Here is a 24556-nt window from a genome sequence, read left to right as displayed (position 1 = left end):
AAGTGGGCGACACCTCCACAGTCAGGTTAGCTGGGGTAGCTCGTAGTGAGGGTCTTTTGCCATGGATGGCAAAAGTAGCTTACAAGGATGTATTTACAGCGCCCTCACGTAGAGCTACCCCGGCTAGGCCGCGAAAACTTCAACGGGACGATACCAATGCTGAAACTGATAGAACGTTTAGGGCCAGTGGAGGAGAGCGCCGCCAGCGACACACTCACGCTGCCCTTTGAGCTACGCATTCGTGGGCGCTTAAAAGCGCAAAGCGATAGTGGCCGCGAGCTGGGGCTATTTCTGGATCGCGGCCCGGTGCTGCGCAGCGGCGAAGGTTTAAAAGCTGAGAGTGGCGAAGTCGTGCGTGTCTGCGCCGCCGTAGAACCGGTGGTGACCGCGAGAGTGAGTACTGGCTTACCGCTGGCGCGGCTGGCCTACCACCTGGGCAATCGCCACGTTCAACTGGCCCTGGGTGAAGACGAAAAAGGCGCTTGGGTGCGCTTCCCACCGGATCACGTGCTAGAAGAACTCGCCGTGCTACTGGGCGCTGAACTGGAACACCATGAGAATACCTTTGACCCGGAACCGGGCGCCTATAATCAGATAGGCGGTGGTGGCCACTCACACGGTCATTCGCATGGACATTCCCACGGGCACGGCCATTCCCACGACCACGATCACTCCCATGAGCATTCGCACGACCATGAGCATCACCATGCCCACTGAACTCGCCGCGCTAGAAAGCCAACGTGACGAGCTGGCGCTGTTGGGGCTGATGCAACTGGTTAGCCCAGCGCTGCCGATTGGCGCCTTTGCCTTTTCCCAAGGGCTGGAAAGCGCTTTCGAGCTGGACTGGGTGCGTGATGAAGCGAGCCTCGCCGAGTGGCTGAGCGGTGTGCTCGAAGATGGCCTAACCCGCTGCGAGCTACCGGTGCTGGCGCGGTTGAATCAAGCATTGGGGCAGGCGGATAGCCAATCAATCGCCGCATGGGATGAGTGGCTGGCCGCTACTCGGGAAACCGACGAGCTTGCCGCCGAAGATAGTCGCCTTGGTGCCTCGCTTAAGCGCTTGTTAACTAGCTTGGATTTAATGCCAAGTGAACACTTACTATCGCCCTTATTGCCGACTCAGGCAGGCTATGTGACGCTATTCGCCTACACTGCTCACTTACGTGGCGTATCCGTTCGGCAAACCTTGCTGGGCTTTGCCTGGGCGTGGCTGGAGAACCAACTGGCGGTGGCCTGTAAAGCCTTGCCGCTTGGCCACACCGCTGCCCAGCGGGTAATTGAGCAACTGCGGCCAGCATTAGTGGATGCCGTTAATCAGGCACTGACGTTAGATGACGATCAGTTAGGCCCTGTGCTGCCTGGGTTAGCCCTGGCAAGCGCCCTACACGAAACCCAGTATTCACGACTATTTAGAAGTTAGGAGATTTCCATTATGACTCACTGTTTACGCGTTGGCGTGGGTGGCCCGGTAGGGTCTGGCAAAACCGCACTGCTCAAGCAGCTCTGCTTAGCGCTGCGCGACTACTACGATATCGCCGTGGTCACCAACGACATCTACACCCGCGAAGACGCCGACTTCCTGCTCAAGCACGACGCCCTACCGGCGGATCGTATTTTGGGCGTGGAAACCGGCGGCTGCCCGCATACGGCGATTCGCGAAGATGCCTCCATGAACCTGGCCGCCATAGACGAGCTACAGGCGCGCCATCCCAAGCTGGAACTGGTGATGGTGGAGTCGGGCGGCGATAACCTCTCGGCCACGTTTAGCCCTGAGCTTTCCGACCTGACGCTCTACGTGATTGACGTCTCCGCCGGGGACAAAATCCCCCGCAAAGGCGGCCCCGGTATTACCAAATCCGATCTGCTGATTATCAACAAGATCGATATTGCCGAGCAGGTGCACGCCTCACTAGAGGTGATGGAGCGCGACTCTAAAAAGATGCGCGGCGAGCGGCCCTTTGTATTTACCAACCTTTATGATGGCGTAGGGCTTGAGGAGATCATCCGCTTTATTCTCGATAAAGGGATGCTGGATGAGCGGCGCCCTCAGGCCGAAGCGACCGCTAGCTAACGTCATTCGACCCGCGTAATCGGCTGGCGGCTGGGATCGACGTACCAGGGCAATCCAAGGCGGGTATTGCGTTCCAGTTCGGCAATCACCTGGGCGCCCAACAGTAAAATGATGGCGCCCACTTCCAAGCTAATCAGTACGACTACCAGTGCTGCCAACGAACCGTAGACGGCGTTCACGAACGAGAGATTGGCGAAATAGTAAACCAGTAACAGCCGAACCCCCTCCCACAGCAGTGCCGCGACGAAGCCGCCTACGATGGCCCGGCGTAACGCGATGCGCACCACCGGCAGCACTTTGTAGATAGCGCTGAAGAGTAGAAAAACGCCGATGAAGCTGGCCAGGTTAAGCACGGGTTCTGACAGCCCCGCCAATGGCAGTTCTCGGTCGAAAATGGCCATGACCAGCGCATTCAGCGAACTGGCCAGGGTCACTACCAGGGTGAGCATCATAAGCGCCGCCCCCAGTACCACCATAAAGGCGTAGGGCAACATTACCGACACCCAAACGCTGCGCTTGATATGCGGGCTATCTGGCGCATGGAAAATGATCGCCAGGGCGTCTTCCAGCATACGGAAAGCGAATGAGCTGAATAGCAGCAGAATGGGAAAGCTCAGAATGCCGATCACGTCGCGTGAGTCCAGCAGGCTGCGAACGGCCTCCAGCAACACCTCTGCATGGGCAGGCGCCATATGGCGTGCCTGTACGGCCAGCACATTGAGCAGATGCTGCTGATCCACCACTTGGGTTAACAGCACAACGAGCACGGCAAAAAGCGGTACGATAGAGAGCAGGATGTTGTAGCCCACTCCACCGGCCAGCAGGACGCCGTGATTTTTCAGGAAATTGCGTAATACGCGCCAAGCAAAGTGAGCCAACCTAGGGAGCAGGAGCAAGACAGCGCTAACAAATGGGTGGTTTCGAACCATGCTTGCTATTCTCCTTGGACATTAGGCCCTATCGCCATGATACGCTGATGGCGATAGCAAATAACAAGGAAGTCACGAATTGTCTGATCTGGCTTTAGGAGAGGGTAGTAAAAGGCAGGAACTAAACAACCGCTCTGCAAACAAAAAGGTCGCCCTGACCAGGCGGTAGGGAGGTCAGGGCAACCGAAGTTCGTGGTTTAGCCTCATGCTAAAACGGGCCATCCCTGGCCACCACACCCCCACCTTGTACCTTTACTCCTTGAATAACCTTAACTTAGGTTATGAACCTAACTATAAATTACTAATTAATTGAATATTAAGCAAAAAAACATCAAAGCTGGTTAAAGTTTGTGCATTTTAGGTCGATAACGACTCTATAACTATTAAAAACTTTTCACTCAAGACTGACTCTGGAACTTGCTCACAAATGGCCACTCCTTCTGCTCCCAAACGAGCCCTTGGTTTACAAACCAAGGTGCTGATGCTTGTACTACTCCCCCTTCTGATAGTGACGGTTGCGCTGGTCGGGTTCAAAGCCTACAGCAACGCCCAAGACACCCGCGATACGTTGGCAAACCAGCGTGAAATGCTGATTGAAGAGCGCCGCAACGCGGTGCGCGACATCGTCAAAATTGCTACCACCGCCATCGCGCCTATTTATGAACAAGCCGGTGCTAATGATGAGGCTGCCAAGCAGCGGGTAGCTGAGTTGGTGCGCGCCATGCGCTTTGAAGATAACAACTACATTTTTATCTACGACTATGACGGTAACAACATCGTCACGGCACCTGCGCCAGAGCGTGAAGGTACCAACATGATCGATGCGCAAACCCCCGATGGCACCTACCTGATTCGCGAAATTATTAAGGTCGCGCAAAGTGGTGGGGGATTCTATAGCTACATGTGGGATTACCCAGGCACCGACAGAATTGAACCCAAGCACTCCTACGTTGACCGCCTTGAAAAATGGGGCTGGCTAATTGGCGCAGGGGTTTACGTTACGGATGTTGAAGACGCCGTTGCCGAGCTTGAAGCCGCGGCTGCTAACGATTTGCGCGAAGGCATTATATTTGCCTCCCTTTTGGGGCTGGGCCTGTTTGTGGTGATTGCACTAATAGCCTACGCCTTGGTGCGTCGTACGCTGGGGCCAATCAAGCGCACAACCGCGGCTATGCATGACATCGCCCAGGGGCGAGGTGATTTAACCCGCCGCTTGACAGTTGAAAGCGGCGATGAAATTGGTGACCTTAGCGTTCAGTTCAACGCCTTTGTGGCGCGTATGCAGGACACGCTGCGTGACGTACGCCGCAGTACGCTTAGCGTGTACCAGGCGGCGGGGGAGATCTCACAAAGCTCTGGTGAGCTTGCCACCCGTACCGAGCAGGCGGCGGCTAATCTCCAGGAAACTTCAGCGTCCATGGAAGAGATCACCTCGACCGTCAACCACAGCGCCGACAATGCCCAGCAGGCCAATACGCTGGTGCAGTCTACTGCCGACGTAGCCCGCGAAGGCGAGACCTCGATGGGGCAGGTTGAGAGCACAATGCGCGATATTAACGACTCCGCATCGCGCATTAGTGACATCATCAGCATGATCGACTCGATTGCCTTCCAGACCAATATTCTGGCGCTCAACGCCTCGGTGGAAGCCGCAAGGGCAGGTGAGCATGGCCGCGGCTTTGCCGTGGTGGCACAAGAAGTTAGGGTTCTGGCCAGCCGTTCCAGCGATGCTTCCAAAGAGATTCGGGCGCTGATCGATACGTCGGTTCAGCACACTGAATCGGGCGCGAAGCTGGTGCGTAGCGCCGGTGATACCATGCGTGAGATCGTCTCCAGCGTGGCGAAAGTCACCGATGTGATCGGTGAGATCACCGCTGGCGCTAAAGAGCAGAGCAGCGGTATCGGCCAAATCAACACCGCCGTGGCCGAAATGGACACCATGACCCAGCAGAACGCCGCTATGGTGCAAGAGTCGACCACCGCCGCCGCCAATATGCGCCGCCATGCGGAGCATCTTAATCAGCTAATCAACTCCTTTGTACTCGGCGAAGATGAGCCCACACAGCAGCAGGCGCTGGCCTCTCCGGCACCTCAGCAACGTGGTGGTGATAGCGGCCTGAAGCGTCCTGCGCTTTCATCGAACGCCTCATCGCAGCCCTCTTCCAAGCCCTCACCGGCAAAGCATGCTGCAGATGAGTGGGAAGAGTTCTAACGCGACTCACTGCCAAGTCTTTTGTTAGCAGCACCCATAATCGGTGTGAAAAGAAACGGGGCTTGCCAATGGCAAGCCCCGTTTCATTCTAACGAGTGATGCTTAGCCAGTGTGGCTAATTGCCCGACCAACCCAACATAATTGGCACGTAAACCACTAACAGCAGCACCCCGATCAGCCCCAGCAGGTAAGGGATGATGGCGCGTGTAATTCGCTCCAGTGGCAGTTGCGTAATCGAAGAGGCCACATAGAGGTTGATCGCCACCGGCGGGGTAATCATGCCGATGGAGAGCCCCACCACGATAATCAGACCAAAGTGGATCGGATCAATCCCCAACTGCAGCACCAGCGGCAGCAGCACTGGAGTGAGAATAATCAGCGCACTGGCGGTTTCGATAAACACCCCGGTGAGCAGAATAATCCCCACGATCAGCAGCATAATCACATAAGGGTTGGTGGAGAGCGACAGCACGGCCTGGGCAATCGCTCCCGGCACCTGCCAGCTGGAGAGCGTCCAGCTCAGCACCGCCGACATGGCAATCACCAGCATAATCACCGCGGTGGTCATCGCTGAACGGATCAGCAGCTTATAAACCTGCGGCAGGGTCAGGTCGCGATAGACAAACAGCGACACCAGCATGGCGTAGTTCACCGCCACCACGGCGGCCTCTGAAGGCGTGAAGATCCCCGAGAAGATACCGCCCAGGATAATCACCGGCGTCATCAAGCCCCAGCTGGCGTCTTTAAAGGTCACCCAGATGGTCGAAAGCGACAGCGGCGTGCCCTTGGGGTACTGGCGCTTATAGGCCTGAGCAATGGCGATGGCCATTAATCCTAACCCCATTGCCAAACCCGGCAAAAACCCGTTTAAAAACAGCTTGGAGACGGACTGCTGGGCGATCACCGCGTAGATGATCATCGGCACCGAGGGCGGAATCACCACCCCGATGGTGCCGCTGGCGGCGATCAGGCTGGCCGCCGATGCCGGGTCATAGCCTTTGCGCTTCAGCTCCGGCACCAGACTGGAACCCACCGCTGCGGTGGTCGCGGCGCCAGAGCCGGAGATTGCCGCAAAGAACATGCCCGCCATCACCGAGACCACCGATAGCCCGCCGCGCATAAAGCCCACCAAAGAATCGGCAAAGCTGACCAGCTTTTCGCTCACCTTACCCTGGGCCATTAAATCCCCAGCGAGGATAAACATCGGGATAGCCACCAGCGCGAAGGAGTTGATGCCCTGGAACATCTGCTGGGTGACCACCATCAGCGGTACGCCGGATTGATAGAGCGCATAGAGCGTGCTGGCGCCAATCGCAAAGGCAATCGGCACGCCCAGCAACATAAACAGGAAGAACAGCCCAAACAGCAGCAGCGTCATAGCGACTCCTCCTGGGGCTGGGAGGTTTCACCGTTAATCAGCAGCTCGATGATATCGATCAGCGCATACCAGGCCATAATCGCCGCACAGATCGGCATCACTGCGTAGACGTAGGTCATCGAAAGCCGCAGCGAGGCGGATTTCTGAAAGCTCTGCACTTGCATATAGCGGTAGCCGATAACGATCAGCGTGATCATAAACGCCAGCACCACCAGCAGAGCGGCAATGCGCGCGATTTGGCGCAGGCGGCCGGGCAGGGCATCCACCACAAAGGTCACGGCAATATGTCGCCCGCGCTGAAACGCCAGGGTGCCCGCTAAAAAGGTGATCCACACCAGCAGAAAGCGGGCGACCTCCTCAGTCCAGCCCACCGCGCTGAACAGCACCCGGGAGACGATCTGCAGGGTAATCACCCCAATCAGCGCCGCCATGCCCGCAAAGACCACGGGCTGTAGAATGGCGTCCAGAAAGCGTTCAGTACGCTGTAACAACGTTACCAATGGATGCGTGTGAGTGGGCACTTACTTCACTTCCTCCTGGATGCGTTGCAGATAGTCGCCGAACTGATCGCCGTACTTCTCATACACCGGAGTAACGGCTTCCTGGAAGGCGGCGATATCGGGCGACTCGTTTATTTCCATGCCTGCCTCAGCCAATTCGGCTAACTGCTCGGCTTCCATGATGGCATTTTGTTCTCTGGCATAGCTAGAAGCTTCGCTGGCGGCATCGAGTACGATCTCCTGAACCTCCTCTTGAAGGCCATTCCAGGCAGGTAAGCTCATAATGAAAATCGCTGGCGCATAGATATGCCGCGTCATGGTGAGGTAGTCCTGGGTTTCCGCCAGGTTAAAGGCATGGATGGCGTTAACCGGGTTTTCCTGGCCATCAATCGTGCCTTGTTGCAGGGCGGTCAGCGCTTCTGTCCACGCCATGGGCACGGCATTGGCGCCGAGTTCCCGGAACGTATCCACATACACCTCGTTCTCGATGACACGCAGTGTCAGGCCTTCGAGATCCTGGGGCGCATTAATCGCGTGCTGACTATTGGTGATATTGCGAAAGCCGCGCTCAGCAAATGCCAGCCCTTTCAGGTTCACATCCTCTAATTTACCCAGTATCTCCTGGCCGATCTCACCATCCAGCACAGAGTAGGCAGATTCGGCGGAAGGGAAGAGGAAAGGCAGCTCAAAAACCGAGAACTCATCAACGAAATTGGCCACGGGCCCGTTGGTGATCACGCCCATATCGACGGTGCCGATCTGCATCCCTTCCAGAAGGGTGCGCTCGTCGCCCAGAGAGGCGTTGGGGAAAATCTCGACCGACACCGCGCCGTCGGTCTGTTCGCTGACCAACTGCTGAAAGCGTTCGGCGGCGATATGGTAAGTATCTTCTGTATTTACCACGGTCGCTAAGCGCAGGTTAATAGGGGTAATTTCCTCTGCCTGGGTCATTAGCGGTAAACCCAGCAGGCCAGCGCATAGCAAGGTTAGGTTTAACTGTTTGAATTTACTTGTATAACAGGATGCGGCGTGAGCGGTGAAGCGGGCGTTGTGATTCACATTATCTCCTAGTGGTGGCTGTTCTTATTATCCTGGTGGGCTTCATCTATACCACATCGAACTAACAGGGCAAATTACTTATTTTTATTCCACTATTCGCGATAATAATCCAAAAAATCTTTATAGATCTTAGGCTTGAGTGATTTAAAGGTTAGCGATAGCCTGCAAGCATTGACGATTGATTAACTGCCTTGGAAAGCGATGGTAAGGCTTGGCCGATGGTGAGTCTTGCTACCCTTGTTCGTGCTACCCACGTTCTTACTAACCATGGCAACGCCAGCTAAAACAGGAATAACCAATGGATAAGTTGCTTAACGACCTAGTAGCGGTAGTCGGCCCAGAAAACGTGTTGCTCGGTGACGATGTCTCCCAGCGTAGCGTCGACTGGTTTACCGGAGCGCCCTGTTGTGCCAAAGCCATTGTCAGGCCCCGCAACACCGAACAGCTCAGCAAAGTCATGGCCTTATGCTACCAGGCCGACCAACTGGTGGTGACCCATGGCGGCATGACCGGCATTGTGCACGGGGGTGAAGCCAGCCCCGATGAGTTGGTGGTTTCTCTTGAACTGATGAACCAGATCGAAGAGGTCGACCTGGTCGGCTCTACGATTCAGGTTCAGGCCGGGGTGACGCTCCAGCGAGTGCAGGAAGCCGCGGCGGAGGTCGATATGCAGTTCCCGCTCGACCTTGGCGCTCGGGGCTCGTGCACCATTGGCGGCAATATCGCCACCAATGCGGGCGGCATACGGGTCATTCGCTACGGCATGATGCGCCAGCAAGTGCTGGGGCTGGAAGCCGTACTTAGCGATGGCACCGTGGTCAGCTCGCTGAACAAGATGCTCAAGAATAACGCTGGTTATGACCTCAAACAGCTATTTATCGGTAGCGAAGGCACCCTGGGTATCGTCACCCGCGCAGTGCTCCGGCTGCAGCCACATATGCCCAGCGAACAAACCGCACTGGTCGCGGTGCCCTCTTTCGATGCCCTGACGCAGCTGTTACGCAAGGTCTCCCAACAGCTCGCCAATAGCCTTAGCGCCTTCGAGGCGTTGTGGAATAGTCACTACAAGCTGGTGACCACCGAGAGCGGCAAGCACGCCCCCCCACTGGCCGACGACTCGCCTTTCTACGCGATCATCGAAACCCTGGGGCTAGATGACGCTCAGGATGCGGAGCATTTCTCAGAGATTCTGCAAAAGGCGATGGAAGACGGCTTGATCACCGATGCCGTGCTGGCCAGTTCCGGTGCCCAGCGCCAGGGCATCTGGGCGATCCGAGAGGATATCGAAGTGCTGGTGCACCAGCTGAAGCCGATGTTCTCCTATGATATCAGCCTGCCGATTCCGCATATGGACGCCTACGTTGCTACCCTGGAGCAAAACCTCAAGGCGCAGTTTCCGCAAACAGGTAAAATGATCGTGTTCGGCCATCTTGGCGATGGCAACCTGCACATCATGATCACGGTGCGCGACGACAGCCCGCAAAGCCGCCGCCAAGTTGAGCAGTTGGTTTACTCGCCCCTGAAAGAGTACGGCGGCTCGATCTCTGCCGAACATGGCATTGGGCTCGAAAAACGCGACTACCTCAGTATTTCCCGCTCCAGCGAGGAGATCGCTTTAATGAAGCGCATGAAACTCGCTCTGGATCCCAAGCTACTGTTGAACCGAGGCAAAGTCGTGGCGGTGGAGTGAGTTTGGCGGTTTGCTTAAGGGGCGCCCAGGGCGCAGGGGGCTGGTGTCATCAGCTCCCGGGTTAATTGCCGCAACCAGTGTATGCCGGGATCGTGATCCTTCCTTTCATCCCAGCACAGGCAGACTTTGAACGCTGGGACGTCCAGGGGCAGAGCGTAGAACTTCAAGCTATTGTTGCGGCAAATGACCCTGGCGGCGCTCTTTGTCACCACGCAAAGCAGCGCAGTGGATGCCAATATTTCCTGCAGCGGATTGATGTAGGGCGTCTTGGCGACGATTTTCCGCTCTAACCCCAACTCCCTCAGCTTTTCATTAATTAACAGCGGGCTGTCTTCACGATGGGACAAAGCGACCTGAGGGGAGTTTAAAAACGCCTCAAGGGTAATGGCGCTACTCTCGCCATGAAATGTCGCATCACCCACACAGCCAATCACATCGTCAAACAGGTACTCATGATGAGAGGTGAGCGGCAAGGTTTCGAACTGCACCACCGCCAGGTCGATATCGTGCTCTTGAAGGACTTGTTGGGCGCCTTCCGCGCTAGCGATACGCGTGGAGAGCATGTTGAAACACAAATCTGGCGCGTGTTCCAAACAGTGCTGGATAAGCTTGGGTTGTAGCTGTTGGCTGACATAGTCCACCAAACTGACCCGAAACTCCCGCTTTGATGTGGCAGGCGAAAACTCGTTACTACTGTGAACTGCCTGATCAAGGTAGAACAGCCCTTTGGCTACGGCGGCATCCATCTGCCGGGCAAGTGGAGTTGGCTGCATGCCATCCAGCGTCTTGATGAAAAGCGGGTCGTCCATTAACAGGCGGAGCTTTTTCAGCGAATGGCTGACGGCCGGTTGGGTCAGGCAGAGCGCTTGTGCGGTGAGCGTCAAACTCCTTTTCCAATACAGCGTGTGAAAAACCAATAGTAAATTGAGATTGATCTTATTGAGCCTGTTCGCCAGCTTCGTATGGGTGGTGTCAGCCATCAGGCGTGTCTCTTGGTTGGAAGGGCCGTCCCGGCGTGGGAACAGCCCTCAGCCACTGCTGTAAAAGCACTGTATCTAATGTCGGGCTTGCCTCGATGGGAAGCGAATTACTTGAGCGCTTCCTGGATGCGCGGCAGGTAATCACCGAACTGTTCGCCGTACTTCTCATACACCGGCGCAACGGCGGCTTGGAAGGCCTCCATATCCGGCGAGTCATTGATCTCCATGCCCGCATCGCGCAGGGCCTGCAGCTGTTCGCTCTCCATCTCTGCGTTCACCTGGCGCTCATGCTCCGCTGCTTCCTGTGCCGCCGCTAGCAGTACCTCTTGGGCATTTTCAGGCAGTTGGTTCCAGGCGGGCATACCCATCACAAAAATTGCTGGGGCGTAGGTGTGGCGGGAGAGGGTCATGTAGTTCTGGGTTTCATCCAGGTTGAACGAGTGAATTACGTTCACCGGGTTCTCCTGACCATCGATGGTGCCTTGCTGCATGGCGGTGAGCGCTTCAGTCCACGCCATGGGAATCGCGTTGGCGCCCAGCTCGCGGAAGGTGTCGGTGTAGACCGGGTTCTCCATTACGCGGATGCGCAGGCCGTCCAGATCTTCCGGCGAGTTTACGGCACGCTCGCTGTTGGTCAGGTTACGGAAACCGCGTTCGGCGTAGGCCATGCCTTTCAGGTTCACCTCAGAAAGCTTATCGAGCAGCTCCTGGCCAATCGGGCCATCGAGTACTTCGTAAGCGGCTTCCGGGGAGGGGAACAGGAAAGGCAGTTCGAATACCGCCATCTCTTCGACAAAGTTGGCCACCGGCCCGTTGGTGATCACGCCCATATCCACAGTGCCGATCTGCATGCCTTCCAGCAGCGTGCGTTCGTCACCCAGTGAGGCGTTGGGGTAAATCTCGATATCTACCTTGCCGTCGGTGCGCTCTTCTACCAGCTCTTCAAATTTGGTGGCGGCAATGTGAAAACCATCCTGCTCATTGACCACATGGGCCAGTCGCAGGGTGACGGGATCCATATCAGCAAAATCAGCGGCGTTCGCGGCGCTCACCAGCGCCAGTGAGATGCCCAGTGCCAGCGTGCTACGTGCAAATGTTTTCATATTATTGTGTTCCCAATGGACTAAGGTGCAGAAGTGCTCCCAAAGCATGCACCACACCAGGGAAAATGGTCAATTGACTAAAGGTACTCAAGCGCCATACGGCTGGACACAGCGCCCCTGCACAGTTACGATACGCACCCACAAGCGCCCGTAGCTCAGTTGGATAGAGTATCGGCCTCCGAAGCCGAGGGTCGCAGGTTCAAATCCTGCCGGGCGCGCCAAATTGTAAAAGAGGGGCCTGCGAGAAATCGTGGGCTTTTTTTTGGTTTTGGCTGCTATCGGCCAGAAGCGGCCTTTTAGGAGCCATTGATATAGCGCTTTAACGCCAATATTAAGCGGCGCCCTTGTAGTGCAACGAAAAGGGCGTCCGGTGGACGGCCGACAGGCCGGGAACGATTTGAATGACTGGTTATGTGTTGAACTCAAGACGGAGACCGCCACCTTGCACCTCGACCCGTCCAAAATCGCCCTCTACGATGTACTGATTACCTCGGACGACCAGCCGATCAATGTTGCCATAATCAATCTCGCCGGATGCATCAGTAGAGCGTGGTGCCTCATCCATAGAGAGCAAGCCCCGATACCTCTCAATTTGATCGAAAACAAGCACTGCCCTTCGATAGCAGGTGTACTCACCGTCTTTTGGGCTCGTGTAGTACTCAGATGCGGGCCAGATGCTGAGCTCTAAATCAAAAGACAATCGTTGATCTTCAGTCTGCCAGCCCAAGACGAAGGAATCGTTAAGATCTATTCCGTTGAATAACTCTAACTCAGTCCAATCCATGGGGCACCTGCACATAACGCCCGCAGCAACCGCGGCTTTGTAGTGGAGGCGAAGCCGCAACGAAAAAGCTGTCGCTGTGCTTGGCCTTGTTAGCACGGAACGATTGCTGCGGACTTTTTATGCACTGCAGCATCGTCAAGCGCCTCAATTAGCGTTGATATCAGGTCACGACCTGTGGAAGTGACGAAATAGTTGGCCAAGGAGTTGATCTCTTGTGCGATGTCCGCGCCCCACGGTGGTCGCTTGGACAGGTCTTCTATGTCCCAGACCACCTTGCTCGGGGCAAAAGCCGCCAACTCTTCTTTTATCAGCTTCAGCTCCTGGATTGCTGCTGCAGCCAAGGCCGCCTCAAGACCACCCTGTTACAGGTGCTTGAAAAGGACTGGAAACCGGCTTCCCCAAGCTTCTTCTAGGTTGTAACTCACCGTACTGAAAAAGGCATGAAAGAAATCCGAAGTGCCAATTTCATCTATGATGCTGCCAACCTTGATGCATACCGCCATGCTCGTTCCTATGTAGTGCTAACGCTGATGATAACCGGCGCCGGAGCGCAGCGGAGGGAACCAAAAGCGGAACGCTGTTGGCGTCCGGTTGACCGCCTGGTTAGCACTTGTCACTGTGCACACCTGTCAATTTCCAGCGCCAGATCTCGCAGTTTAGTAAACACCTCAATCAACTCACTCAAAGAATGCGCCTCAGGTCGAGGATAGGGAGGTGCTGGCCTTTCTTTGCCAGCAGCCTCTCTAGCGGCTAAACACAGGGTGGCGAAGCTGGACACGTGCTCCAATTTCAGACCCCGGACTTCCAAGTGCGTCTCAACCCGTGTTCGGCTTTGTACGATGAACCTCAGAAGAACAGAATCAGGTACATCTTGAACCTCGTAGCAAGTTCCAGGGCCCTTTAATTTTTGAATACCGACTCTTCCATCTGCGGCCTTTAATACTTCTCGCGAGGGCATCTTTTCAATGGGACTACCGACTCTCAATGGGTATTCGCTGCAAAGTTCGTAGTACTTGTCGGTGAGCCCGAGTGAATCGATTTTCTGAAGCTGCTCCATGAAGCTCCTTAAGTGCTAACAGCGTATTAGACGGCGTGTTCTATGATTGGATGAACTTGCTGGCACTTTTTCCCGGCAAATGCAGCTTGCCAGGTTCTCCCAAGCCTATGATTTTTTTGGCTATTAATTTCCATTAGGCTGTATGTCCAAAATTCGCGCGCCTGCTGCATTTCCCGGAGGGTTCGCTCAGGGGCGTTTTCAGCCTCATGCTAGCTCAGCTATGCGTAGCTTTTTAGCTTCCGAACACTTGCTCAATTCTCTACTGAACTTAGCCTAGCACAAGCGGCTGAAGCGGGATGAGGTTCGTAAGCTTTTCTTTTCAACGCTCCTTCGTGGCGGGCTTGTTTGGGACTCATAACATTTTCCAGCTTTGGCGGGTGTGCTCCAGGAGTAGTATTGCTTAGATGGTAGCTGGTGGGCTGAGACAAAATGTCGAGCAAACAAGCACCCCGCGTAAGCTCGTGAGAACCAAGAGACGGGAGATGTGTTCATGGTCATCACGCTTGCCAGTGCGAAGCCCGGGCTTTAAGCCGACATAAAGTCATTCCAGCGCCTTACCAAATAGTTATGCTCATCCATTACGGTATTCCACACCGCGATGCGGCTCATTCTTGTCTGGTAGTTTTCACCGTCGCGGATTTCGCCTCGGTGAATCATATCAGCAGTGCCATCGGGGCCCGGAAGGCTCTTGGCGGCAGGTTTGCCGCCGTACCAAAAGTCCCATTCAGCAGTGGATAGATGAGGGCGGGTCAGGTCTGGGGTGGAAATGTAATAGCCTTGGCGGGCCATGACGGCGCCGGGCCACCCAGAAATCCACCAGTTGAGGTCGTCATAGGCAGCATCTAACGGGCGACTAATCGGTAATACATCAAGCCTAAGGTAAGCGTGCCGCAAACAGTGAGGGCGCTTCATAGGAAGCGCCCTCATGGTAACGGTAAAGAGGATGCGTTACTTAAAACTCGACGGTCGCCGAAAGCTTGAAGGTGCGTGGTTCGCCTTGAACCAGATAGTTCGCAAAGGACGTCGAGGCACCTGACCAGTAATCTTCGTCGGTCACGTTGTCGATGCCTGCGCGCCAGATCCAATCAGCGTCACCGACCGGTGTGGTGTAGCGCAGGCCAAGATCGAGGCGTGTCCAGGAATCCAGCTGCAAGTCGTTGGCGACATCGGCGTACTGCGAGCCCGTGTGCAGGACGCGACCAGTGGCAGTGAGGCGCTCGATGAAGGGCGTGTCCCATTCGCCACCAAGCACAAAACGATACTCAGGAACGCCCGTGGCGTCATTTCCTTCGTTGCCATCCTGTGTTTTGGTGAGTTCGGCATCTATCCAGGTCGCGCTGCTGAACAAGCGCACTTCCGTCGTCGGCTCACCGTAAAGGCTTAGCTCCAGGCCGCGATTACGCTGCTCGTTATCCAGGTTGCCGACGCCATCGACGACCGCTGCAGAGGGTAGCTCGATCTGGAACAGGCTAATGCCACCGCCTAGGTTGCCGTAGTCGAACTTAGCGCCCACCTCGTGCTGCTCGGCATGGGCAATGCCCAGGTGCTGGCCAAAATTCAGCGCGGTGGTATCGGTGACCGTGCCGCCATCCTGCAAAGCTTCGACGTAGTTGGCGTAGAGCGAGATATTCTCCGTGGTCTTGAAGACTGCGCCTACGGCGGGGGTGACCCGACGGTCGGCATAGCGGTTGCCGCTACCGGCATTAGGACGTTCATCGATCTCGAGTTCCTGATAGCGTGCACCCAGCGTCAGCAACAGTCGGTCATCGATGAAGCCCAGCGTATCGCTCAGCGTGACCCCTTGGGAGCGTGTGCGCGTTACGCTACCCCCCACGAAAGGCGTGCCCTCCGGGCGAGATAAATCGACAGGATCGTAGATGTTGGTCGTGCCTGCCGCGAGGAAACTCCAGTCCGTGTCGAACTTGCGATAGGCGCTGGAGTAGCCAACGGTGATGTCATGGCTGATCGGGCCGGTCAGTACGTAGCCACGGAACCCCGCTTGGCTGGCGACATTGTCGATGTGGTTGTTGGTTTCGAAGTCGTTGACACTGGTGTTACCTGCGTCATCTGTAAGGCGTGGAGTCGCCGACACGATGCCTTCGAGCGTGCGGTTCCCCCCCAGGGCCGCGAACGCGGTCCAGGTGTCGGTGAGGTCATATTCGCCCCTGACCATGCCGAAATTGGTTTCCAGCTCGGTTCCACCGAACGAGGGGGTGTAGTTCAACGAGGAGTCCGGCGCAGCGGGCACCTGGGTGGCCGCACCGGTGTTGACGCTTGAACGGCCATTATCCAGGGTGAGCTTTTGATGACCCAGATCGAACAATATCCGGCCTCGATCGCCACGGTAGTCGAGCCCAACGACGGTGGAGGTGTCGCGCTGGTTTTCGTCATCAATGGCGGTATCACCACGCCCGCGCATGGCACTTACCCGCGCCCCCCATTGCTGTTGATCACCATACCGCTGGCTAGCATCGACGCCCACTTCGCCGTAGCCGTCGGAGCGGTAGCCGCTGGATAGCTTAAGCATCGGGTCATCCGCCGCATGCTTGGGCTCGATGTTGATGGTGCCGCCAATTCCGCCGCTCCCGCCGATGGGGATGCCCGAGGTAAAGGCGCTGGCGCCTTTGAAGACTTCGACGCGCTCGGCAAGGTTGCTGTTGATGATTTGCCGTGGCAGGACACCGTAGAGGCCGCCATAAGACACGTCGTCACCGGTCAGGTTAAAGCCGCGCACCTTGTACGCTTCGCCATAGATGCCAAAGCCCAGCCCTACCGATACCGAGGCATCGTTTTGCAGCGTATCGCCCAGTGTCTGGGATTGCTGGTTCTCCATCAGCGCGCTGGTATAGCTGATGACGTTGAAAGGCACGTCCATCGCGTCCTTTTCACCGATCAGGCCCACTCGGCCACCCGCCGCGATTTGGCCGCCGGCGAAGGCCGGAGGTGGCGTATCTCCATAGGTGGGTATGGAGCCCGTAACGGTGACGGTATCCAGGGACTGATTGTCAGCACTCGTTTGCGCCCAGGCAGCCGCGGGTGCCATACCCATCGCGATCAGCGTCAGCGCGCGCAGCAGCCGTGCTTTGCGGCGCTTAGCCGCTGTGTTGGAGGTGTTCCCAAGAGACATAGTATCGATCCTATCGTTTTTACAGCAGCACCCAGCCGCCGCGTTTTTATGAAGCCGATATAAGAAAGCGGAGGGCTTGGCTGTCGTGCCATGATTACCTTTCCGGTATAGATGCATATGATAAACAAAATGAGATGCATTAACATATGCGGGTGACATTTTTCCGTACTGCCTTGCAAAAAATGCGTATTGACGTCTAAATGTGATCCCTTTTGCTGATGCTCTCGCTGCTATGTGCCACCGGTCGATGCTCTCTTTCTTGGTTCGCTGCTGTTTATCGGCCGCTTGCTTGCTGCCCTTGTCGAGTGCCCACGCGCAGTGGGCCACCCTCAACTGGACGATTGCTGAAACGCTACTGGCCATTGACGCGCCGCTGAGTGGTACCGCTCAACACAAGGGCTACCATGAGTGGGTGGGGGAGCCAGGGATCCCCGACGGCGTTGCAGATCTTGGCCTGCGATCACAGCCCAACCTTGAGCTCATGGCGCAATCGCCACCGACGCAAACGTTCATTTCGCCGATGTTCGCCAGTTTGACGGAGCGTCTGGAGAGCATTGCCCCGGTCACGTCCTTCTCCCCCTATTCACCCGGTACTCATACCTGGCAAGAGATACAAACACTCACTAGCCAGCTAGGTGAGTTGACCGGCCACCGGCTGCAGGCAGCGCAGCTAATCAACGAAACGCATACGTTGCTGGAAACGCTTGGCCAACAGCGCCCCGAGGCGCCGCCGTTGATGATGGTGCAATTCATGGATGCCCGTCATGTCAGGGTATTTGGCGACAACAGTCTCTATAATGCGGTGCTTGAACGAATCAATTTGACCAATGCCTGGGATCGGCCCACCAACGCCTGGGGATTTTCACTCGTGGGTATCGAAGCGCTCTACGACTATCCTGAGGCCACGCTGGTCGTGGTCGAGCCGCTGCCCGCCGGGGTCGCAGAATCCCTGGCGAAGAGTGGTTTATGGCAACATTTACCCAGCGTTAAAAACGCCACGCTATTGCGGTTACCACCGGTATGGAGTTTTGGCGCGCTACCTTCCGCTCAACACTTTGCTCGGGAACTGGTTGCTGCGCTGATGTTACGTAACTGATGTTGATGACAAACCGTTGATGACAAACCATGGCTGAGTTACACAAAGTTAAGGAGCCTCTGATTAACGTAATGAGCGAAGGCCAGACAAGGCAAAAATCAACGAAAAAGCGGAGTTTACGGGTTGTAAATGAGCATTTTGAGGCGATTTTTAACGCCGTATGGCCGAGCGCAATAGTTAATCAGAGGTTTCTTAATTCCTTTATCGAATGAATAAGGCATGCTTATAAGCGTTAATTAGCATTGAGGTAACAAGGGCTTATTTTCTTGTTTATACGAGAAACTTCAGGCTTTTTGTTCTAATGGTTTTGTGCAGAATACTGCTCATTAATTCCTTATTAAGCTTGTTTTTGTGCGCCAAACTGCTCATATTAGGTATCTATCTGAATATTTTGAGCACTATTCTGCGCACGGGTGACGCTTGAAACTAACAGTACAGATTCATTTTGATCAGGCTTGGCACGATGCGGCTGAATTATCGTTACCTGCCCCAGAGCAGGGGGCGCGAGGATCGGCGCAGTTGCGCTATACAACCGACTATGCCGTCGAAAGACTTTTTCAGGATGATCTCTACGCCTGCAGCCTGCTATTACCTGTCGAGTTGATGCTGACCCACGAGTCACCACACTGGTTCGGTTTTCTGGAAGACATTATGCCTGCCGGTGCTAGTCGCCGTTTCTGGGTGGATTATCTCGGGCTTCACGATTTGCCAACCGGGCGCCAGGATGTCGCGCTGTTGGCACATGGAACCATTGCGCCAGTGGGTAACCTGCGTATCAAAGAAGCGGTGCCTGATGCGACTGCCAAGAACACGCTAGAAGAGCGGCGATTCCCGGTGCAAAGCGTCGTAGAGCGTCAGGGTGACTTTCTGGAGTACACTCAGCAGATGGGGGCGGCCAGCGGTGGCGCGACCGGCGCTGGTGGAGAGGCGCCCAAGCTGTTGCTTCGGCTCAGCCAAGATGAGCAGGTTTGGATCGATACCTGGCAAGATGACCCTCATCAGCCTGATCTGCCCATGCTAGTGAAATTTCCACGTGGCAGTCGCTCTAGGGACGATTGCGACATCTTGCGCGCCGAGTACCATTACTATCAGGAGCTGGCGTCGCTCGGTGTCGAAACCATTAACACCGCGCACATGCGTCTGGTTGAGGGCGAACGCTATCCCTCTCTATGGCTGCCTCGCTTTGATATGGAGTACGCCGACGGTACCTGGGTTCGCTATGGTTTGGAATCCGTCTACTCATTAATAACGGTAGCGCCGGGCAGCTTTCTCCGCCATGGCGATACGCTCCGTCAACTTGTTAGCCTGCTGCGCGCCCAATACCGCGTGCGAGAAGGGCAGGAGGCATTCGATAGCGAAGCGTTTGTGCTGGAGTGGGTTAAGCGTGACCTGCTTAATATCGCCTTTGGTAACTCCGACAACCACGGCCGCAATACGGCATTGCTCAAGCGTCCCGAAGGTAGTTGGCTGGCACCCGTTTATGATTTTGCTCCCATGAAGGCTGATCCCGAAGGGGTGACGCGAACCACCCAGTGGGGGCCTCCTTTGGAAGTGGGGGGCGAATATAACTGGGCCGCCATTGCCGATTCGCTGGCAGATTTAGTCGCACCGGAACGCACAATAGATGAGCTGCGAAAGCTGGCGGCGGGGCTGGAAGGGCTAGATGAACGCCTGGCCGCCCGCGGTGTTCCTGCTCGACTTCTCAACATGCCTGCCGTGGGCTTGCGCACTCTTGATACTCGGCTCAAGCGCTGGGGGCTGTTATGAAAAAATACGCTGCTGATGATCGTGAGGCGGCGCTGGTGGCGCTATTGAAAAGCTTTTATGCGGGCGACCTCACCGAAGGGCAGTTGTTACGCGCCTTGCGGCGCGATGTGCTGGGCTTGAATCAAAGCCGTTATGCCACTTTGGTGGGCATCAGCCGACGTACCCTGTCGGATATCGAAGGCGACAAGAGTAACGTTACCCTGGAAGTGAAGAACCGTGTTTACCGGCCGTTGGGCTTGGAAGTGAGCCTGCTTCCCCGCAAGCGTTCGCTGCTGGAGCAGGCGCTATTAAGCTAAAATGCTGAGCACACAAGAATCCCGCATATTTTCGTGAGAATTAAGAGATGGGGTATGTGTTCATGGTCATCACAGCTGTCAGTGCGAAGCCCGGACTTTAAGCCGTCATAAAATCGTTCCAGCGCCTTACCAAAATAGTTGCGCTTATCCATAATGGCACCGGGCCATCCAGAGATCCACCAGTTGAGGTAGTCATAAGCCGCATCTAGCGTGCGTCCCTTTACATAGCGTGAGATTGACATGCCGCCGTACCGGGCGCGGTAGTCCTCTGTTGGCGGGCGACCATAGGCTTTCGATGCCGACCCGGCCGCGCACCATATCGGAAGAGGCTTGATCCTGGTTGCTCCAGAAGGCGCGGAAGTGTTGCTGACGCTTGAGATTGGTAAGGCAATCAATCAGGCTATCGATCTCTGCCAGGCTGAGATTGCCCAGGTCTTCGAACTCAACCAGCCCTGTTTCCTTGGCTGCCAGCTTAGTAGTGTTTGAATTCAGAGCTATTGTGGCCTCTCGCTCAAATCATGCTATGTGGCTAGCTAAAATATTATTCGCAACAGGTTCGCTATTCAGAGTGGCTGTCTATAATCGCCACCGCTCTACACCACCCAGCCGATGCGCGTTCAATCAATACCGGGAATGCCGAAAAGGTGAACCCGTGAGCTGGTAGTTCATTGAGCCGTGCTAGTTTCTCGATGTGGCAATACTCTTTATCGCGTCCTGCGTAATGCCCTGGAAAGAATGCATCTGAGTCACCTTTACGAAGCGCCTCGGCCATCATTGGTATAGGAATATCCCAGCCCCAACCATCAGTACCCATCATGCGAATACCTTGCTCAATCAACCATAACGTCGCCTCGCGGCCCATACCGGGGTGACGCATCGCCCAGTCGTGTCGATCAAAATCCATCCAGCGATCGGTGCGTATCAGCACGATATCAAACGGTTTTAGCGTGTATTCGATGCGCGCCAGTGCTTGCTGTAGATCATCGACACCAATCACCTGCCCAGCTTCCATCCATGAAAAATCCAAGACCACGCCGTCGCCGTGGCACCACTCCAGAGGGATCTGGTCGATGGTGCGTGCTGGCTTGCCTTCAGAGGTTGGGCCGTAGTGAATAGGAGCGTCCATATGTGTACCAGCATGCGAGGAGAGAGTGATTCGCTCGCTGGCAGAATGAACGCCAGGCAGCGGTAGATCGCCAGGATCCACGCCATAGGCGGTGGCCCGCTGACGAGCCATCGTGTAGTGGTCGATGTACTCGATGTGCTGCTCTTGAGTGTCAAATGATGCATTACGGATGGGTAATGACAAATCGATGATGTGCTTACTCAAGGGGAAGCCTCCTCATGAATTACAGGCTTGATGAAAAGAAGTCGCTATCGGCCAGCCAAAGGGGGGCATCAAAGCGATGGTCGATAATCGTCTCAAGATGATGAGCGAGGGCCAGGACGCTGAGGTCTGTATGGCGTGGCCCTACAAGCTGCCATCCAAGCGGTAAGCCGTGCTGGCCCAGTGCAAAAGGCAGGGATAGAGCAGGCACCCCGCAGTAATTGAACAGGGGGGTAAAGGCGGCGTGGGCCCGTGGTGAAGCGGGTTGTCCTCCGATGATGCCAGGGTGTGAGGTCTCTATTGGCCAGGCTTCCACCGGTGTCGTAGGGCAGAGCAAAAAGTCGAAGCGTTCGAAAAAGTTATCCAAGGCCTGAATGAGCGCCTTGCGACGCAGTTCATCCGCAGCATAGTCCGCCCCGCTGATACGTAAGCCCTGGGTGATCTGGTCGGCCAAGGCGGGGTCCAGCAGTTCCGGTGTATCACGCAGCACATGGCCAAATTGAGCCGCCAGGGCCGCCTGCTGCTGGCGTAACAAGGGGTACTCGAAGGTATGGGCGGGCCAGTCGGGGGAAGCGTGCTCTAGCGTGAGCCCTGCGCTCGCCAACGCGGCGATGCCGTTATCGAAAGCGGCTGCAACGTCTTCATCAAGGCGAAACCCGCAGCCTAGGTCGCTGGTCCAGCCAATACGAATAGCCTGGGTGTCGAGTTGCTTCAACGCATGGGTGAACGGGCGATCAACGCTGAGTTGGGGTGGGAGCGGGTGGCTGCGCGGGTCGCGAGGGTCATGAAATACCGCGCCGTCGAGTAGCCAGGCACACTCCTCAACATTCTTGGCCAGAACGCCGACGTCGGAAATCGCGTAGCTGGGGTCATCGAACCCATGAGGATCGGGGATCAGGCCATGCGTTGGCTTGAAACCCACTAACCCAGTGTGGGCCGCAGGCCGACGTATCGAGCCACCCGCATCGGTTCCCAGCGCTAGCGTGCCTAGCCCTGCGGCCACCGCGGCTGCTGCACCCCCCGAAGAGCCGCCAGGGGTGGTGCCTAAATCCCAAGGATTTCGGGTCGTGCCATGCAAGGCGTTACTGGTGTGGCCTTTGCAAGCAAACTCGGGGCAATTGGTAATGCCGATGCAGAGTGCGCCAAGGCGTTTCAGACGAGCAACAACGGCGCTGTCGCAGGGGGCTATATGATGGCGATAAACGTGTGAGCCATAGGTCGCCGGTCGGCCACCCAGCCAGAGGTTGTCCTTGATACTGAACACACTGCCAAGCAATGGAAGCGTCTCGCCAGCCCGTCGGCGTGCTTCAATAGTCTCCACCTGACGCATCACGTCTGCGTGGTCAGCGTCTACGAAGGCGATCAGTGAGGGGTTGAACGCCTCAATACGCGCCAGGGTGGACTCGGCGAGTTCCGTCAGGGTGAGTTCACCCTGGTGGATCATGTCATGCAGGGCTTTGGCGCGCAGTTGATGAATCATATGGGTGTCCTTGCCGACGGCAGGCCACTCAGCAGCGCCGTACACGGTTCGCTAAGGCCTGAAAAGGTCGTGGGGTAAGGTTTGCCATCACCGTTCATGGGGGAGGTGGGCAGGTTCAGTCGGATCAGGCCTTCAAGCAGCGTAACCCCGCTGGCGATGCCATCGAGGAGCGGCACCGGCACCAGTGGTTGCAAGCGACGCTGGAGCCCCGTCATGGAAGCGCCTGCAAGCACTACGGCCTCGCTGCCTTCCTGTTCGACCAGATCCATAATCGCTGCGCGGAGGGCCGACTCGCTGTCTGCGGGAGCGGCGTGATGCGTTTGTACCGTGGCCTCAATAGCCCGCAGCCCGGCAAGCCGGTCACGTAAGCCATAGTGCACAATGCGTTCTCGATAAAGGGGAAGGGTCTGGCGACCCGGCATCACGACGCCGAACCGGTTGCCGATTAGGCACGCCTGCCAGCAGGCTGCCTCGGTCATGCCGACCACTGGAACGCTCAGTACTTCACGCAGGGCTTCTACGGCCGTATCCAGTGAAATCGCCACTAACACAGCATCATAATGCCCTTGATAGTGTGCTACCGCATCCAGCACCGCATGACCGGCGATAACGTTGCTGGCCCGGTCTGACACCAGGTCGGCACCGAAACGGGCAGTCACCGCACTGATCTGAACATTGGCTCCCGCATGCCGCTCGGTTTCGGCCAGCAGCTTTTGGGTGACGGTGTGGGAGGTATTGCCATTGACGAGCAGCAGCCGGGTCATGTGCTGACTCCCGCTTCGAAAGGTGACGGTGGTGGGCAGTGGCGCAGCCAGTGCTGGGCTATCTGCTCACGGGTGGCATACCAGACGGGTAGCCCCTGTAGGCTTGCAAAGAGCTCGCGAAGGCCATCAATACGTCCTGGGCGACCAATGATACGGGTGTGCAAACCAATGGTGAGCATACGCGGTGCCTGCTCGCCTTCACGTAGTAGCGCCTTTACCGCGTCCATCACATAGTCATGAAAATCGCGGGCGCGATGAAAGCTGTGGTTGACGAAGAAGCGCATGTCATTGGTATCAAATGCATAGGGCAGTACTAGGTGGGCGCGTTCGCCGTGAGTGACGTAATACGGCAGGTCATCGTTGTAGGCGTCGCTGTCGTAGAGAAAGCCACCATGCTCGATCAATAGGCGGCGCGTCTGCAGGGAGGGGGACGATTTGGTATGCCAGCCCACTGGCGCGTTGCCAGCAATTTGCTGAAAGGTCGCGACGCAGCGATCGATTAAGGCACGTTCCTCAGGTTCCGACATCCCAGCGTGGGATTCCCAGCGCCATCCATGACAGCAGAGCTCATCGCCGCGCTGTCGTGCATAGTCCGCCACCCAAGGTGTCGCTTCCAGGGCGCGGGCACACACATTCAAGGTGACCGGCACACCGGCTTCCTCAAAGGCCGACATGACGCGCCAATAACCGACACGCGTGCCATATTCGAAGTGGCTCTCCATACACAGGTCGGGAGCGCCCTTGATCTGGCACTGCACCTCATGCGTATCCTCGTTGCTTGGGTCGCCAGAACGCAGGCTAAATTCGGCACCCTCCTCCAAATTGAGTACGAAGGAGAGCGCGAGCCGAGCGTTATTGGGCCACGCAATGCGCGGCAGGGAGGCGCCGTAGCCATAAAAGTCCCGATCGATGAGTAGGGGTAATCGTGTCGCCATG

The 24556-nt window shown here is 56.2% G+C and carries 23 protein-coding genes, 1 tRNA gene and 1 pseudogene; 10 read left to right on the top strand and 15 right to left on the bottom strand.

The annotated features are described in order from the left end of the window. The first annotated feature begins 156 nt into the window (after positions 1-156). From ureE to ureG, 3 genes are read left to right on the top strand one after another with little or no spacing between them, the layout of a single operon-like run. Positions 157-717 carry an urease accessory protein UreE gene (ureE, locus tag OM794_RS21180; RefSeq protein WP_226246492.1) on the top strand — a complete coding sequence of 187 codons (561 nt, stop codon included), beginning with the start codon at positions 157-159 and terminating at the stop codon, positions 715-717. Next, the gene (locus tag OM794_RS21175; RefSeq protein ID WP_226247020.1) at positions 707-1420 is read left to right on the top strand and encodes an urease accessory protein UreF; all 714 of its coding nucleotides are present in this window, start codon (positions 707-709) and stop codon (positions 1418-1420) included. The genes ureE and OM794_RS21175 overlap by 11 nt, the downstream gene beginning before the upstream one ends. 12 nt (positions 1421-1432) lie before the next feature. Beyond that, positions 1433-2071: an urease accessory protein UreG gene (gene ureG / locus OM794_RS21170; protein ID WP_226246493.1), complete on the top strand. Its 639-nt coding sequence runs from the start codon at positions 1433-1435 to the stop codon at positions 2069-2071. A gap of 2 nt (positions 2072-2073) precedes the next feature. Here ureG and OM794_RS21165 read toward each other — a convergent pair whose 3' ends face one another. Then, positions 2074-3000: a YihY/virulence factor BrkB family protein gene (locus tag OM794_RS21165; protein WP_226246494.1), complete on the bottom strand. Its 927-nt coding sequence runs from the start codon at positions 2998-3000 to the stop codon at positions 2074-2076. A gap of 427 nt (positions 3001-3427) precedes the next feature. Here OM794_RS21165 and OM794_RS21160 point away from each other — a divergent pair, with 427 nt between their 5' ends. After that, positions 3428-5212: a methyl-accepting chemotaxis protein gene (locus OM794_RS21160; RefSeq protein WP_413229630.1), complete on the top strand. Its 1785-nt coding sequence runs from the start codon at positions 3428-3430 to the stop codon at positions 5210-5212. A gap of 115 nt (positions 5213-5327) precedes the next feature. On the opposite strand, the gene OM794_RS21155 is transcribed toward OM794_RS21160, so the two are convergent. Genes OM794_RS21155 through OM794_RS21145 form a run of 3 tightly spaced genes read right to left on the bottom strand, consistent with a single transcriptional unit; the run spans position 5328 to position 8149 of the window. Further along, positions 5328-6590, bottom strand: coding sequence for a TRAP transporter large permease (locus tag OM794_RS21155; RefSeq protein ID WP_226246496.1), 1263 nt, complete (start codon positions 6588-6590; stop codon positions 5328-5330). Next, entirely contained in the window at positions 6587-7111 is a 525-nt protein-coding gene (locus OM794_RS21150; protein ID WP_226246497.1) for a TRAP transporter small permease, read from the bottom strand. The genes OM794_RS21155 and OM794_RS21150 overlap by 4 nt, the downstream gene beginning before the upstream one ends. Continuing rightward, entirely contained in the window at positions 7112-8149 is a 1038-nt protein-coding gene (locus tag OM794_RS21145) for a TRAP transporter substrate-binding protein (protein ID WP_226246498.1), read from the bottom strand. A gap of 298 nt (positions 8150-8447) precedes the next feature. Here OM794_RS21145 and OM794_RS21140 point away from each other — a divergent pair, with 298 nt between their 5' ends. Then, positions 8448-9839: an FAD-binding oxidoreductase gene (locus tag OM794_RS21140; RefSeq protein WP_226246499.1), complete on the top strand. Its 1392-nt coding sequence runs from the start codon at positions 8448-8450 to the stop codon at positions 9837-9839. Positions 9840-9853: 14 nt separating this feature from the next. Here the strand turns inward: OM794_RS21140 and OM794_RS21135 are convergent, their stop codons facing one another. Together OM794_RS21135 and OM794_RS21130 are read right to left on the bottom strand one after the other, a co-directional pair. Beyond that, entirely contained in the window at positions 9854-10819 is a 966-nt protein-coding gene (locus OM794_RS21135) for a LysR family transcriptional regulator (protein WP_226246500.1), read from the bottom strand. A gap of 107 nt (positions 10820-10926) precedes the next feature. Beyond that, on the bottom strand, positions 10927-11922 hold the full coding sequence (locus tag OM794_RS21130; RefSeq protein ID WP_226246501.1) for a TRAP transporter substrate-binding protein: 996 nt from the start codon (positions 11920-11922) through the stop codon (positions 10927-10929). A gap of 144 nt (positions 11923-12066) precedes the next feature. On the opposite strand from OM794_RS21130, the gene OM794_RS21125 reads away from it, so the two are divergent. Continuing rightward, a tRNA-Arg gene (locus OM794_RS21125) sits at positions 12067-12143 on the top strand. A gap of 188 nt (positions 12144-12331) precedes the next feature. Here OM794_RS21125 and OM794_RS21120 read toward each other — a convergent pair. The 5 genes and pseudogenes from OM794_RS21120 to OM794_RS21100 form a co-directional block, all read right to left on the bottom strand. Further along, complete coding sequence (locus OM794_RS21120; RefSeq protein WP_226246502.1) at positions 12332-12706, bottom strand: hypothetical protein; 375 nt, start codon at positions 12704-12706, stop codon at positions 12332-12334. Between the two features lie 89 nt (positions 12707-12795). Beyond that, a pseudogene (locus OM794_RS21115) lies at positions 12796-13209 on the bottom strand (Imm70 family immunity protein). 110 nt (positions 13210-13319) lie between these two features. Next, a complete protein-coding gene (locus OM794_RS21110) occupies positions 13320-13763 on the bottom strand; it encodes a hypothetical protein (protein ID WP_226246503.1) in 444 nt (147 codons plus the stop codon). 525 nt (positions 13764-14288) lie between these two features. Continuing rightward, the gene (locus OM794_RS21105) at positions 14289-14675 is read right to left on the bottom strand and encodes a hypothetical protein (RefSeq protein WP_226246504.1); all 387 of its coding nucleotides are present in this window, start codon (positions 14673-14675) and stop codon (positions 14289-14291) included. A gap of 40 nt (positions 14676-14715) precedes the next feature. Beyond that, positions 14716-16890 carry a TonB-dependent receptor gene (locus OM794_RS21100; protein WP_226246505.1) on the bottom strand — a complete coding sequence of 725 codons (2175 nt, stop codon included), beginning with the start codon at positions 16888-16890 and terminating at the stop codon, positions 14716-14718. A gap of 247 nt (positions 16891-17137) precedes the next feature. On the opposite strand from OM794_RS21100, the gene OM794_RS21095 reads away from it, so the two are divergent. The 4 genes from OM794_RS21095 (at position 17138) to OM794_RS21080 (ending at position 20535) form a co-directional block, all read left to right on the top strand. Beyond that, entirely contained in the window at positions 17138-17986 is an 849-nt protein-coding gene (locus OM794_RS21095; protein WP_226247021.1) for an ABC transporter substrate-binding protein, read from the top strand. A 420-nt stretch (positions 17987-18406) separates the two neighbouring features. Continuing rightward, the gene (locus OM794_RS21090; RefSeq protein WP_226246506.1) at positions 18407-19753 is read left to right on the top strand and encodes a type II toxin-antitoxin system HipA family toxin; all 1347 of its coding nucleotides are present in this window, start codon (positions 18407-18409) and stop codon (positions 19751-19753) included. Beyond that, positions 19750-20049 (top strand): helix-turn-helix domain-containing protein, encoded by a 300-nt coding sequence (locus OM794_RS21085; RefSeq protein ID WP_226246507.1) that lies wholly within the window; start codon positions 19750-19752, stop codon positions 20047-20049. The genes OM794_RS21090 and OM794_RS21085 overlap by 4 nt, the downstream gene beginning before the upstream one ends. Positions 20050-20379: 330 nt before the next feature. Beyond that, positions 20380-20535: a hypothetical protein gene (locus tag OM794_RS21080; protein ID WP_226246508.1), complete on the top strand. Its 156-nt coding sequence runs from the start codon at positions 20380-20382 to the stop codon at positions 20533-20535. Positions 20536-20608: 73 nt separating this feature from the next. Here OM794_RS21080 and OM794_RS21075 read toward each other — a convergent pair whose 3' ends face one another. Genes OM794_RS21075 through OM794_RS21060 form a run of 4 tightly spaced genes read right to left on the bottom strand, consistent with a single transcriptional unit; the run spans position 20609 to position 24555 of the window. Further along, positions 20609-21379, bottom strand: coding sequence for a cyclase family protein (locus OM794_RS21075; RefSeq protein WP_226246509.1), 771 nt, complete (start codon positions 21377-21379; stop codon positions 20609-20611). Positions 21380-21398: 19 nt separating this feature from the next. Continuing rightward, on the bottom strand, positions 21399-22856 hold the full coding sequence (locus tag OM794_RS21070; protein WP_226246510.1) for an amidase: 1458 nt from the start codon (positions 22854-22856) through the stop codon (positions 21399-21401). Then, positions 22853-23620: an aspartate/glutamate racemase family protein gene (locus OM794_RS21065; protein WP_226246511.1), complete on the bottom strand. Its 768-nt coding sequence runs from the start codon at positions 23618-23620 to the stop codon at positions 22853-22855. Before OM794_RS21065 ends, OM794_RS21070 begins: the two co-directional genes overlap by 4 nt. Beyond that, positions 23617-24555 carry a polysaccharide deacetylase family protein gene (locus OM794_RS21060; protein WP_226246512.1) on the bottom strand — a complete coding sequence of 313 codons (939 nt, stop codon included), beginning with the start codon at positions 24553-24555 and terminating at the stop codon, positions 23617-23619. The genes OM794_RS21065 and OM794_RS21060 overlap by 4 nt, the downstream gene beginning before the upstream one ends. Between the last annotated feature and the right edge of the window lies 1 nt (position 24556).

This window comes from Halomonas sp. BDJS001 (genome assembly GCF_026104355.1).
Taxonomy (GTDB): Bacteria; Pseudomonadota; Gammaproteobacteria; order Pseudomonadales; family Halomonadaceae; genus Vreelandella.
The sequence above is the reverse complement of the archived record's forward strand: the minus strand, read 5'-3'. Positions and strand labels throughout refer to the sequence as shown.